General features: G+C 65.0%; 11 protein-coding genes. 5 read left to right on the forward strand and 6 right to left on the reverse strand.

Annotated elements, in window-relative coordinates; genetic code table 11:
- Positions 1-32 precede the first annotated feature (32 nt).
- Positions 33-2,909, reverse strand: a complete 2,877-nt coding sequence (locus tag L2Y94_RS11135; RefSeq protein ID WP_247366504.1) for a glycoside hydrolase family 38 N-terminal domain-containing protein — start codon at positions 2,907-2,909, stop codon at positions 33-35.
- Between the two features lie 79 nt (positions 2,910-2,988).
- Here L2Y94_RS11135 and L2Y94_RS11140 point away from each other — a divergent pair, with 79 nt between their 5' ends.
- On the forward strand, positions 2,989-3,180 hold the full coding sequence (locus L2Y94_RS11140) for a CPXCG motif-containing cysteine-rich protein (protein ID WP_247366505.1): 192 nt from the start codon (positions 2,989-2,991) through the stop codon (positions 3,178-3,180).
- Here L2Y94_RS11140 and L2Y94_RS11145 read toward each other — a convergent pair.
- A complete protein-coding gene (locus tag L2Y94_RS11145) occupies positions 3,177-4,112 on the reverse strand; it encodes an AraC family transcriptional regulator (RefSeq protein WP_247366506.1) in 936 nt (311 codons plus the stop codon). The two genes, L2Y94_RS11140 and L2Y94_RS11145, sit on opposite strands and share 4 nt — an antisense overlap.
- A 102-nt stretch (positions 4,113-4,214) precedes the next feature.
- Here L2Y94_RS11145 and L2Y94_RS11150 point away from each other — a divergent pair, with 102 nt between their 5' ends.
- Positions 4,215-4,955, forward strand: coding sequence for an SDR family oxidoreductase (locus tag L2Y94_RS11150; protein ID WP_247366507.1), 741 nt, complete (start codon positions 4,215-4,217; stop codon positions 4,953-4,955).
- A gap of 39 nt (positions 4,956-4,994) precedes the next feature.
- Here L2Y94_RS11150 and L2Y94_RS11155 read toward each other — a convergent pair whose 3' ends face one another.
- Genes L2Y94_RS11155 through L2Y94_RS11165 form a run of 3 tightly spaced genes read right to left on the reverse strand, consistent with a single transcriptional unit; the run spans position 4,995 to position 6,609 of the window.
- Positions 4,995-5,675, reverse strand: coding sequence for an SIR2 family NAD-dependent protein deacylase (locus L2Y94_RS11155; RefSeq protein WP_247366508.1), 681 nt, complete (start codon positions 5,673-5,675; stop codon positions 4,995-4,997).
- A 17-nt stretch (positions 5,676-5,692) separates the two neighbouring features.
- Positions 5,693-6,181: a DUF4760 domain-containing protein gene (locus L2Y94_RS11160; protein ID WP_247366509.1), complete on the reverse strand. Its 489-nt coding sequence runs from the start codon at positions 6,179-6,181 to the stop codon at positions 5,693-5,695.
- Positions 6,178-6,609 (reverse strand): DUF1810 domain-containing protein, encoded by a 432-nt coding sequence (locus tag L2Y94_RS11165; RefSeq protein WP_247366510.1) that lies wholly within the window; start codon positions 6,607-6,609, stop codon positions 6,178-6,180. Before L2Y94_RS11165 ends, L2Y94_RS11160 begins: the two co-directional genes overlap by 4 nt.
- A gap of 285 nt (positions 6,610-6,894) precedes the next feature.
- Between L2Y94_RS11165 and L2Y94_RS11170 the strand changes: the two genes are divergently transcribed.
- The 3 genes from L2Y94_RS11170 to L2Y94_RS11180 all read left to right on the forward strand — a co-directional run bounded on the left by L2Y94_RS11170 (position 6,895) and on the right by L2Y94_RS11180 (position 11,559).
- Positions 6,895-8,112: a PQQ-dependent sugar dehydrogenase gene (locus L2Y94_RS11170; protein ID WP_247366511.1), complete on the forward strand. Its 1,218-nt coding sequence runs from the start codon at positions 6,895-6,897 to the stop codon at positions 8,110-8,112.
- A 183-nt stretch (positions 8,113-8,295) separates the two neighbouring features.
- Entirely contained in the window at positions 8,296-10,842 is a 2,547-nt protein-coding gene (locus L2Y94_RS11175; protein WP_247366512.1) for a hypothetical protein, read from the forward strand.
- A gap of 90 nt (positions 10,843-10,932) precedes the next feature.
- Entirely contained in the window at positions 10,933-11,559 is a 627-nt protein-coding gene (locus L2Y94_RS11180) for a hydrolase (protein WP_247366513.1), read from the forward strand.
- Positions 11,560-11,639: 80 nt separating this feature from the next.
- On the opposite strand, the gene L2Y94_RS11185 is transcribed toward L2Y94_RS11180, so the two are convergent.
- Positions 11,640-12,413: an alpha/beta fold hydrolase gene (locus L2Y94_RS11185; protein WP_247366514.1), complete on the reverse strand. Its 774-nt coding sequence runs from the start codon at positions 12,411-12,413 to the stop codon at positions 11,640-11,642.
- Positions 12,414-12,486: the final 73 nt, after the last annotated feature.

Here is a 12,486-nt window from a genome sequence, read left to right on the forward strand (position 1 = left end):
CCGAAAGACGGATTGCGCAACCGGCACGCCCACTACGTTGTACGCCGAACGGTCCTCGTGGTGAACAGTTCGCCAGGGGCCAGCGAAAAGCCGTCGGGCAAACGATCCCGTTCGGACTCCGCGGTGTCGCTCATGTACGTTGCGGTCGCGCCGGCGCGCTCCGACCATCGGATTCGAGCCTGCACCGCCGCACCCGAGGCATTGCGCAGGCGCATGATCCACGCCCGGCCATCGGCACTGGGCGTGAGCGCTTCGACGAGGACACTTTCGGGCTCCACCCTTACAAAAGCCTTAGCGCGGCGTGCCGTGTCCTCGGTGACCGGCAGCACGAGGAGCGGTTGGCTCAGGCCCGTGGCGAAGCGGCTGGCCTCGGCGGCATCGGCCCGGCCATGGGGCCGCAGCGCGTACCGGAAGGTCACCGGCCCTTCCTGCCACGCCCGGTAGTTGGTGCCCCAGTGGTTGTTCATTACCCAGGAGAAGAAGGTCTGCGTGGGCTCGAGGTTGCGAATCCACACGTCGGGGTCGGTCTGGGAGTTGAGCTTGGTCGCCGTGACGGCGCCCACTTCGACCAGGGGCGCATCCAGCGTCGCCCACGTCACGCCGTGGTCGGCGTTGGATACGTCGGCCCAGCGGCCGACCGGCATCCAGTTCTTGCAGGAGCCCGGCAACTGGTCGTATTCGGGACGGACCTGGGCGAACGGTTCGTCGAGCGTGAGTTGACCGCCGGGCACCGCGAAGGGAAACGCGAACTGGATGCTCTCCTTCAGCGCCGGATGCCGCTTGTCGCGGTCGAGCGCCTGGCTGTATGCGGCGCGCTCCTTGTCGACGGTGTTGTGCAGCTCGACGAAATCCTGTCCCGCGGCGAGCCTCACGCGTCGTGTCAGGCTACGGCACAGCGGTGCGGCGGCATCGATGCGCAGCGTAACCACGAGTGGCCCGTGGTCTTCGACGACGAGGGTGGCATCGTGGCTTCGTTCCAGGTGGTCGACGTCGTCGCCACGGAGCAGGAGGAACTGGTTGAGTGCCCAGCCTTCTCGGCCGTCGACGAGATTGACGTCGCCGCCGTGGGCATGCAGACCCACGACGTCGCCCGACGATGGATGGATATCGACACGCACCAGGCCGTTCGATAGCACGTTGTTCCGGAACGTCACCGACGTCGCGGGCGCATGCGCCGCCTGGTCCGACAGCGTGACGACGGTCGACGCGTAGCCGGCGATGGATGGCACGAGTACGGCGAGGTCGCCGTTCGCCAGGCGCTGCGACGGCCATGGCGCGCCACGGGCATCGGTGACCCGATCCCCCGTGCCGGAAAGCGATTTCGGCAGCATCGCGATGCCGCCGCGTGGCCACGACGACGTGTTGACGATCTCCAGGCGGCTCGTGTCGCCGCCCTGCCCGGCCAACGCCAGCAGCTCGCTCGCACGCCGGTCCGCTTCTACCGCGAACGATCGCTTGACCTCCCACTGTGCCGTCGTCATCGCGGCCTCGGGCTCGGTCACGCTCGCCGCGGCGCCCCAGGTGTGCTCGGAATACAGCAGCACGTTACGCCATGCCTCATCGAATGCCTTGCGGTCGAACGCTTCGGGGCGCACGAGCGAGAGCGCCGCGGAGGCCTGGGAAAGGCGATCGGCGGCGTTGCGGTTCAGGGCGGTCTCGGCGGCCGACGATGCGGCGCCGTCTTCCCAGTAAGGCGTGAGGTCGCCCTGCATCTGCGGCAACTGATGGCCGTACTTCTGCTCGAAGGCCCGGAACGCCGTGCTGGTCGAGGCGATGGTGAACTTCGGCCATTCGTAGGTCGCGTTCCATGCCTTGACGAAATCGACGATGCCCGGATCGGGCTCGGCATTGTCGCCATGCCCTGCCCACCGCACGTAGGAGATGTCGTAGGGAAACTTCACCTCGTCCATGCGCGCCTGGTATTTGCCGACCCAGTCGTCGTCGGCCTTCATGACATGGGACATGGCGTAGCCCGTCCAGGGAATCCAGAAAAGCACTTTCGAGGTGCCCGACGGCGATACCCACCAGAACGGCTTGTCCTGGAGCGTATCCATGAAACGCCCGATGCGGTCGAAGTAATTGGGCGCCGCGGAGAAATAGCGGATGCCGGCCTGCGCCATGGCCTCGACGGTGCCCCACGTATACCCCGGTACGTCACTCATCATGGCCGAATCGACGGGAGTACCGGTGCGTTCGGCCAGTTCAGTGCCGAAGCGGAACAACTGGATCAATTCCTCCGGGCGACACAGCCCGGTCAGTTCGTTGGCGTAGGCGCCGTTGAGCGCGATCCAGCCCTTCTTCACCGCCTCGACGAACTCGGCTTGTCCGGCGGCCGATGCCCGTCGCAGGTAAAGGTCGGCACCCCATAGGACCTCGAGGTTCCAGACGAAGCGCGAGCCTTCCGGATGGTGCTCCGTTTGCCGGGCAAGCTCGATCGCCCGGGTGATGTTGCGCACCTGGCGATCCTCGACGTCGGCCTGGCGTTCGGTGTAACCGAGGTCATGATGCGAGTGCGGCAGTACGAAGACATCCATGCGGCGAACGGGCTTCAACTCGAGCCGTTGCGTGAGTTTCCTCGTGCCGATGGTCACGACGAGGTCGACCTGCCGGGGCGCGGAAACAGGGTCCAGGAAGACGTCGAACGACGTGCCGCCAGGCGATAGCGTCCGGCGATCGACGTCGTGTCCGTCGATGGCCACGGCGATCTCCTGGCCCGATGCGGGAGAAGGCGGCGTGATGCGTATCGGCTGCCTGAGCCGTCCATCGACGCGGCGAAGGCCACGGATCGATCGCGCGATGTCGGTGCCGTCGTTTTTCGTCGGCTCGGCCGCATAAGCCATGCCGGGGCCGGCGAGCGTCAAGGCGCCGGTAGCGAGGGTAAAGCCCTTGAGGAGGTCGCGACGTTTCATGGGATACTCCGGCAATCCGCCGAGTATCCCGATAAATCCGGTGATTTGTCACGATCAAAATGGGCGGTAGACTAGCGGCATGACCGAATTCACCGACATCGCCTGTCCCTACTGCGGCGAAACCATCGACGTGGCCGTGGACGTCTCGGCCGGTAACCAGACGTATACCGAGGATTGCCAGGTGTGCTGCCGTCCCATCGTGATGCGGTTGACGGTCGACGAGGGCGACGACAGCTTTTCGTTATCCGCCTCGACGGAAAACGACGGCTAGACCGGCTCTGCCGCGCGTTCGTCCATCCTTGCCTCGCCCGTGGCCGGAGCCACGTAGCGCGACGGCGGAACACCGGTATGTCGGGTGAAGGCCACGCTGAAGGTGCTCGCCGAACTGTAGCCGACGCGCGAGGCGATATCGCTTACGCTGGCGTTGGTGCGCTTGAGCAGGTCTTTCGCCAACGCCATGCGCCAGGTTAGCAGGTATTCCATGGGTGCCACGCCCACCGCGCGTTGAAAACGCTCGAAGAACGCCGAGCGCGACAGCGCCGCTTCGCTCGCCAGTTGCGGTACCGTCCAGGCGCGCGCCGGATCCTCATGCATGCGTCGCAAGGCGGCCGCCAGGCGCTCGTCCGCGAGCCCTCGCACCAGTCCCGGCAGCGCGTCGGTGGCCGGCAGGGAACGCAGCGCCTCGATGAAGAGCACCTCCAGCAGTCTTGCGATGACGATGTCGCGCGCCGGCAGTCGTGCCCGTGATTCCTCGCCGACCAGTTGCACCAGGGTGGTAAGCCGCCGCTGGTTGCGCACGTGCAGGAATTGCGGAAGCAGCGACACCAGGAGCGACGCATCGGGCGAAGCGAATACGCAGTGCCCCACCAGCGAGCGCATGTCCACTGCGCCGTCCGGCGAGCCGAGCCGGAATTCGCTGTTACCCAACGCCTCGGGCACGGAATGGACATCGTCGGACGGCGGCGGGAAGCTCGTCATCGTGAAATCGAGGGCGGCGGGAATGAGCACGAAGTCTCCCTCCTGGAGCACCACGGCCGGATGGCCGTCGACGGCGAGATGGAGCCGGCCTTCGAGCACCACGCCATAGAAAGGCTGGCCGTATTCCGTGCGGCGCAGACGCCAGCGCCCGGCCGCCGCGACCATCTTGAAATAGCCGGCGCCAGGCTGGAGAAGCGAAACCACTTCGGCAAGCGGGTCGGTCATGGCCGGACTCTCGCCAATGAATTAAGGACTTTGAATGGTAGCAAGTCCGGCGGACGGAACCTATCTTTTGTGGGGTCCCCCTTCCCTCACCAAGGATCCGCCATGAAAACCGTCCTCATCACCGGCTGCTCGTCGGGCTTCGGCCTGGAAACCGCCCGCTATTTTCTCGACAAGGGCTGGAACGTCATCGCCACCATGCGGACGCCGCGCGAAGACCTGCTGCCCTCGTCCGAACGGCTGCGCGTGCTTCCGCTCGACGTGAGCGACGCCACCAGCATTCGCGATGCACTGGCGGCGGCGGGGCCGATCGACGTGCTGGTGAACAACGCCGGCATCGGACTGCTCGGTGCGCTCGAGAGCCAGTCGATGGACGTCGTTCGCGACATCTTCGAGACCAACACGCTCGGCACCGTCGCCATGACGCAGGCGGTGATTCCTCAGTTCCGCGAGCGCGGCGAAGGCGTGGTGGTGAACGTGACGTCCACCGTCACCCTTCGCCCGCTTCCCCTCCTGCCGGTCTATACGGCCAGCAAGGCCGCCGTGAATGCGTTCACCGAGTCCCTTGCGCTTGAACTCGAACCGCTCGGCGTGCGCGTTCGCCTGGTGTTGCCCGGCATGGCGCCGGAAACCCGCTTCGGCGCGAACGCGACGCCGCGCAGCATGCAGGGCGAGGCCCCCGAGGCTTATGTCGGCCTCATGCAGCAGGTCATGGCGGGCTTCCAGAATCCGGGTCCCATCACGCGATCCATCGATGTGGCCGAAGCGGTATGGCGAGCGGCCACGGATCCCGCCGTTCCGATGCGCTTGCCCGCCGGCGAGGACGCGAAGCTGTGGGCAGGTTAAACCGCCTGATGCCGGACGCGTTCCGCCGAGCATGAGTCATCAAGGCCAGTCCCGCAGCAGTCGCGGGACTTCGTCGCTGGCTTTACCTTGCAAGAACATGTAACCGTCCGGCACTTGCTGGTGGCTGTCAGGCGAAATGACGTATCTTTCGGCATCGAACGGTGCTTCCTTCACGAGTCCTGCTACAGGAAAAACGGTCAGCGAGGTGCCTACGACAACGACTCGCCGTGCGTTCCGCATGGCTTTGCGGGCTTCCGCCAACGCGTAGACGCCTTCCCCAAAGAAGACCACGTCGGGGCGTAACTGACTTCCTTTCTCGCAAAGATCTCCCATGTCGATCGTCGCCTTCGCAAGGCGGTATACGAGACTCGGATCCACCGTGCTTCGTGCCTTCAGTATCTCGCCGTGGACGTGCAGGACGTTTCGAGAACCCGCCCGCTCATGAAGATCGTCGATATTCTGCGTAACGACGATCACCTCGCATCGCTCCTCCAGTGCAGCGATCGCTTCATGCGCGACATTCGGGCGTGCATCACGTACCGCACGCCGACGCGCGTCGTAAAAGGCGAGGACCATCGACGGGTCCTTCTCCCACGCCTCGGGTGAGGCGACGTCTTCCACGCGATGGCCGTGCCACAGTCCACCCGCGTCGCGAAACGTCTGCAGTCCACTCTCGGCGCTGATGCCAGCACCGGTAAGGAATACGATTGTTTCTTTCACGCGCGACTTCGCCGATGTCATGAGCGTGCCGCGCGTGAGACGACCCTTTCTTTCAGCCAGTCGAAGTTGGACCAATAGCTAGGGTCGCCTTCTGCCTGTCGGCGTATTTCGTCCATATAAGGCGAAAGCACCTTATGGCAATGCAGGATGCTCGAACCCCAGTTCACTGTGAAGAGCTCCATGTGCGACAAGTTCGACCGAATCAGGCAAGCAAGCACGTCATAGTTGGAACATACCAGGGATGCATGCCGCCGTTCCGTATCGTTCCACTGATCATGCGTCTTCTTGGAGAGCACTGACCGGACACACTCACGTGCCTCGCGCACATCACGTGATTGGAGAAAATCGACCAAGCTCAGTGATGCCTGAGTGCGGCTCGCCTCCTGCGCCGTGGTGATCTGTTTTGTCATGGCACGCATCTGGGCAAAGAGGAAGCCCAATGTAACCAGGCCCGCTATCAACGCGAATGCCTGCAGTATGATGGTGTAGGTTTCGAATGTCGTCATGACTGACCTCCCTGGAGAATATGAAGGGTTCTCTCATCGCGTCTTCCGTCGGCGAAGCGCTGGATCGCCTGGTCGAATTCGGAACGTTCCGGCGCGGCGCTCGCAAAAAGAGTCATACAGGATATGAACTTGAGGTCATCCGGATATGGAAAGATATCGACCAGAGCCAAGTCCGTATGGTGAAGCACTATCGAAGTCGCCAAGATCAGGCGCTCTCCCAATATCGGATGTTCCAGGTACTCGCACGCTTCGGCTTTGCCGTCGATACCAAAGTAAGACGACCTTTCGCTCGTCCCCAGGCCACGGACCTGGGGGAAGACGAACCACATCCAATGTGTTTTTTTCTGGCCGGACCTTAACTCACGAAGCGCCCGCTCGTAAGTATTTTCCTGCGCATCCAGGAATCGATCTAATGAGATGTCGTTCATATCTTTCCCCTAAGAGCTTGTCCGTTGCTATCTGAGGAACCGCCTGGATCGCGCGCTGGCGATACCTCCAAGCGTGGCCTTGCCGGCCGGGAGCATCCCATCACCGGATCTCGACATCGATGTGTCGACGACGAGTCTATCGGCACGGCTTAGCAGATCTTTAAATGCCTGCTTTGGCGACGGCAGGCATGGCGTTGTCTGTTCGGGAACGATGCCGTGACAACAAGAGCGCTTCGGGGCGCTAATATGGTCAGATAATCCGAAGCGACGGGGAATGTGCCAATCATGAAGCGGAAAAGCGCGATAATCTTTGCGGCCTTGGCAACGGGCTCGGTCCACGCACAGACCAATGCAGGCGACCAGAAACCCGATGCCGACCTGCCCTTCAACATCACCAAGGTGGCCGACTTCCAATTGCCCTGGCGCATCGCGTTCCTGCCCGACGGCCGCATGCTGGTGACCGAAAAGGTCGGTCACCTCCAGCTCGTGACCCCGCAGGGGGCCAAGACCGAGGTCCAGGGCGTGCCGCCCGTCTATTTCGAAGGCCAGAACGGCATGCTGGGCGTGTTTCTTTCGCCCCATTACGCCAAGGATCACAACGTCTACCTCACCTACGTCGCACCGGGTGATTACGGCGGTGGCCTGGCCATGGGGCGCGGAAAGCTCGTACTGGACGGCGACCAGGCCCGGCTCGAGGGCTTCGAGGTGCTGTGGCGACAGATGCCCACCGGCAAGGGTGGCCAGGCCGGCGCCCAGATCGCCTTTTCACCCGACGGGAAGTATCTCTTCCTCACCGTCGGCGATCGCCAGCGCTTCACGCCCGCGCAGGATCCCGACCAACCCGTCGGCAAGATCCTGCGACTCACCCTCGACGGCAAACCGGCACCGGGCAATCCGTGGGCGGGCAAGGAAGGTGCGCGCACCATTCCCCTGATCGATCCGGCGGGCAACACCGAGGAGGCCAAGACGGCGAAGGTGGTGAGTACCTATACCTTCCCCGGTCCCAACCTGACGCCGGCCGAAACCTGGAGCATCGGCCATCGCACGCCGTATGGCCTGGCGTTCGCGCCGAACGGCCAGCTATGGGAACTCGAGCACGGTCCGCGCGGCGGCGACGAACTGAACCTCATCCAGCGCGGCAAGAATTACGGCTGGCCGCTGGTGTCCTACGGCGTCAACTACGACGGGGTCGCCATTCCCAGCCCCGACACGCGGCCGGATCTCGTCAAGCCGGTGATCTACTGGGTACCGGTGATCGCGCCGGGCAATCTCATGTTCTACAAGGGCAACCTGTTCCCGCACTGGAAGGGCAGCGCCCTGCTCAGCGGCCTGGTCAGCATGGGCATCGTTCGCGTCACCTTCGACGGCAAGGGCGGCGCCACCGCGGTGCAACGCTGGGACCTCGGCAAACGCATCCGCGACGTCGAAGAGGCGCCGGACGGTTCGCTCTGGATCCTCCAGGACGCATCGCCGGGCGGCCTGTTCCACCTGACGCCGAAGTGATGCCGAACGGGAATGCGGCCTGCGGCGCAATGCGCCGCAGGTCACAGTTTGCGACATGAAGCGGGACGTGGCGCCCGAAACGCCGGTGTGGATCATGATTCTGCAAGCGGTGCGGCAGGTCCCACCCTAGGTTGACGCGCGCCGCCCTGCGCGTCCCGCGTGGGCCCTGCCATGGATCCGCGCATGTCCACCTTCTCCCGGGCGCTCATCGTCGCGTCCCTGCTCCTCGCCATGCCTCTTGCCACGTCGGCCACGACGCGGACGACGGTGGGCCCCGTGACGCTGCCCATCGAGGTCCTCGGCGACGGCAATCCCGACACGCCCCTGGTGGTCGAGGCGGACTTCTCGCTGACGGCCGAGGATGCCGCCGCGACGACGGCGCTCTGGTTCGTCTGCCACCGGTGCGGTTTTTACGGCGCTCCCGAATACGAAGCGACGACGCATGCACCGACGAAGGTCAAGGCGAGCGTGCGGGTGCTGGGTGATGCATCGCCCTCGAACACCACCCTCCCCTGGACCGACATCACGGATGCGACGGTGTCCCTGCCTGATGCCGAGCGCATCCACGGCGGTATCGACGGCGGGTTCTACACCACGCACATCACCCTCGCGCTCGACGCATCGACACGCGCGCGGCTCGTCGCCGCCCCCGGCATCAACCGCGTGCAGTTCCGCTTCAACGGTACCGACGGGGAGTCCAACGGCTTTCGCGTGGTCGACGTGCAGTTTCGCGATGCGCAAGGCCGGCAGCGCGACCGGCAGGGCACCGTGGCGGTCGACCCGAAGCTGGAGCGCACGGCGGGCGCGGCCTACACGGCGGATGTCGAAGCGGGACGCACCCTCTGGTATGCGCGGGACAACAACCGGAAGTCATCCATCGTCGACCGCACCATCGACGCGGCGTGCGCGCAGTGCCATGCCGACAACGGGCGGGACCTCGAATACTTCAACTACTCCGACGCGGCCATCAAGGCACGCGCGCGATTCCATGGCCTGAGCGCCGTACAGGCCGCCCAGATCGTCGCCTATCTGCGCTACTCGCTACGCGACGTGCCTTTCGCCGCGCGTGCCCGGCCCTGGAATCCGCCCTACCAGCCCGGCCCCGGCATGGAATGCACGGGACCCGCGTGCGAAATCGACTGGGCGGCCGGCGCCGGTCTCGATGCCGTGCTCGACAACCCGTCCGATGCGATGGCGGCGCTGTTCGGCAAACCGGTGGGGCATCCCCTGGCGCTCACGCAGGACGACATCGACCGCGTGATGGACCCGAACGCGACGATGAACGTGCGCGCCATTCCGGTGGCCATGCAGTTCCCCGACTGGAACGCGTGGCTGCCGACCATCCATCCCGACGACGTCTGGCCGGACGGCACCGCCGGCGGATCGTTCGAGCAGGGCGCGCGCTTCAGTGCATCCGGCGACCGGGTGCTCGACCCCAACGGGCAGTACCACGCCATGGTGTCGTGGCTGACGGACCATCTCAACCCGAACGGCGTCCGCGGCGACTGGAGCCACCTGTCTCCCGCCGAACGCGAGCAGGCGCAAGCCATGTTCACGGCCTTCGGCTGGGAGGCCTATACCTTCATCGGGGGCGGTCGCGGCAACCACATCGCGACCAACGGCGTGTACGGTGCGCAGGTCGGCGCCGACGCGCTGCGGGCGATGGCATCGACGGCGACCACCGCACAGGGCGACCCCGCCGCGTTCACCCGCGAGGCCTTCGTCGAACGCGCCGTGAGCAGCGTGCTGCACTGGAATGCCGTCAAGCAGTGGGAGGTCACCCAGGACTTCGCGCTCGAAGGCAACCAGACATGGTTCATCGGCGACAAGGATCCGGTCTCGGGTGCCTGGCGCGGCCGGGGCGAAGCGCACGGTTGGGTCTTCAATACGCCCAGTGCGTTCTATCTCGCGCCCCACATGCTCTATCAGGACGCCTACGGTGCCGACGGATCGCATCGCGAGTGGATCCTCGGCTGGGAGACGGGAAACGTCGTCGCGTCGTATTACCGGACGAACCAGTGGTACCAGTTGCAGATGACGCTCAACCCCGGCGGACAGAGCGGCTGGGTGAACTATCCGATGGACTGGCCGTATCTCACCGGGTTCGATGAAATCCTCGGCAACCTCGTCGGCGACGCGGACCCGGTGACCAAGGCGCAGCAAAGCACGCATTTCGTCCGCCTGCTGCAGGCGCGCATCAAGTCCGCGCAATACGTCGACAACGGCATCACGCTCTACGATCCGAACGAGCCCGACCTCGTCGCCAACGCCGGGCGTTACGGCCGTGCGCAAACGGAAAAACACCTGACGCCGACCAATTTCATGGACAACGGCGTCGCGCTCGGCATCTGGCCGTCGAAATTCCGCTTCCTCGACGATTTGCAGCCAGGGCTGTTCCTCGACGTCGTCAATGGCGCCATCAGCCAGTTCAATGCGCTCTATGCCGCCACCGATGCGGCCGCGTGGCGACGGTGCGATCCGGCTAACACGATGCTCGGCGATACGGAGACGTATTCCGGCTTCCGATACTGCCTCGATGCCCACCGCACGCCGATGGGCATCGACGGCAACGGACGCATGTACATGGTCCAGGACGCCTACTACCGTTCGAGCACGGAACAGACCGACCAGTTCGGCGTGTGGGAGGCCACCCGCATGGGCGCCGAACCCAAGCGCCTTGCCACGTGGTCGGCATGGGTCGACCGGATGTGGCCAAGGTCGAACCCCTGAGGGCGCGTACCGCTCCGGGGAGGGAACGATTGCGCAAGCCCGCTTGGGTGTCGCGCGCCATGATGACGCTTTCCCCGACCGGAGCCTTCCATGAGCACGCCTCCACTCCTCACTCCCGATGACTGCGCCGTGGTGTTGGTCGATGAACAGGCGGGCCTCGCGTTCGCCGCAGGATCCCAGGACCACCAGGTACTCCGCGGCAATGCCGTGGCGCTCGCGCGCACGGCGGTCGCGTTCGGCATCCCGGTCGTCGTCAGCACGTCGGCATCCAAGGTTTACAGCGGTCCGTTGATGCCGCCGCTCCGCGCGGTGCTCCCGGACGTCGTCCCCATCGAGCGGCGAAACATGAACCTGTGGGAAGACGACGCGGCGCGAGCGGCGGTCCTCGCCACGGGTCGCAAGACCCTCGTGGTGGCCGGCCTCCTTACCGAGGCGTGCGTGAGCTTTCCCGTGCTTTCCGCGCTCGACGACGGTTATCGCGTCCACGTGGTCGCGGACGCCTGCGGCGGGCTCACGGTGGCGAGCCACGAGGCGGCGCTCCGTCGGCTCGAGCAGGCGGGCGCGGTGCTCACGTCGTGGCTCCAGTTCCTGCTGGAGATGCAGCGCGACTGGACGCGACATGAGACCTATGAGGCTGCGCGCGGCATCGTCGTCGACCATGGCGGCGGGTACGGCATTGGCCTCGACTACGCCCGGGACACGATAAAGCCCACTTGAGCGGATACGCGCGACAGCCCCCTCGGTTAAGAGGGGGCTAGATGCTCACCCTACCCTCGAGCACCCCGCGATCGACCGGATCACTTGCCTGCGGCGACCGACTCGGCGGCCTCCTCGATGACCTTGGCCACGTCCCTCGGATGCGACAGGAGCGAGACGTGGCTTGATTCGAGCACCGTGGTCTTGGCGTTCATCTGCTTTGCCGCATCGCGCTCGAGCTGTGGATTGATCACACGATCATTGGCCGAGACGATGTACCACGTCGGGTGGTTCTTCCACGCCGCGTGGGTGACCTTGTCACCGAACGTGCTGGCGGCGAGTGCGCCTTGCGTCACCGCCATGGTCCTGGCCTCGGCGCGCGGGAGATCCGGCGCGAAGTTCTCGATCACGCCCTGCTCGGTCTGGTAGAGGAAACCGTGACCGTCGTCGCGGATGGTGCCAAGCGCCGGCGTCTTCGGATAGGCGTTGACCAGCTCACCGGCGGCCTGGCCGTCCTTGTTGGCGAAAGCCGCGACATAGACGAGCGCCGCGACTTTCGGATCGTTGCCCGCCTCGGTAATGACCGTACCCGCCCAGCTGTGGCCGACCAGAACCACCGGAGCGGTGGCCGATTCGAGGACCTGCCTGGTGGCCGCGACGTCGGCGGCGAGCGACGTCAGGGGATTCTGGACGGCAAGGACCTTGTACCCCTTCGCCTGGAGGAGAGGGATGACCTTGTTCCAGCTCGAGCCGTCCGCCCATGCACCGTGCACGAGAACGATGGTCGGCGTCGTGCCCTCGGCGTGCGCGCCGGTAACCGAACCGATGGTCAGCGCGGCGAATGCCAACGCGCGAGAGAGGAGATGCTTCTTCACGGGAGTGCTCCTGGATACGAGTCGAACGACACCGTCGACTTCGCCAGCAGCATAGAAAGCCTTGCGCCCTTCG

Source organism: Luteibacter aegosomatis (genome assembly GCF_023078455.1).
Lineage (GTDB): Bacteria > Pseudomonadota > Gammaproteobacteria > Xanthomonadales > Rhodanobacteraceae > Luteibacter > Luteibacter aegosomatis.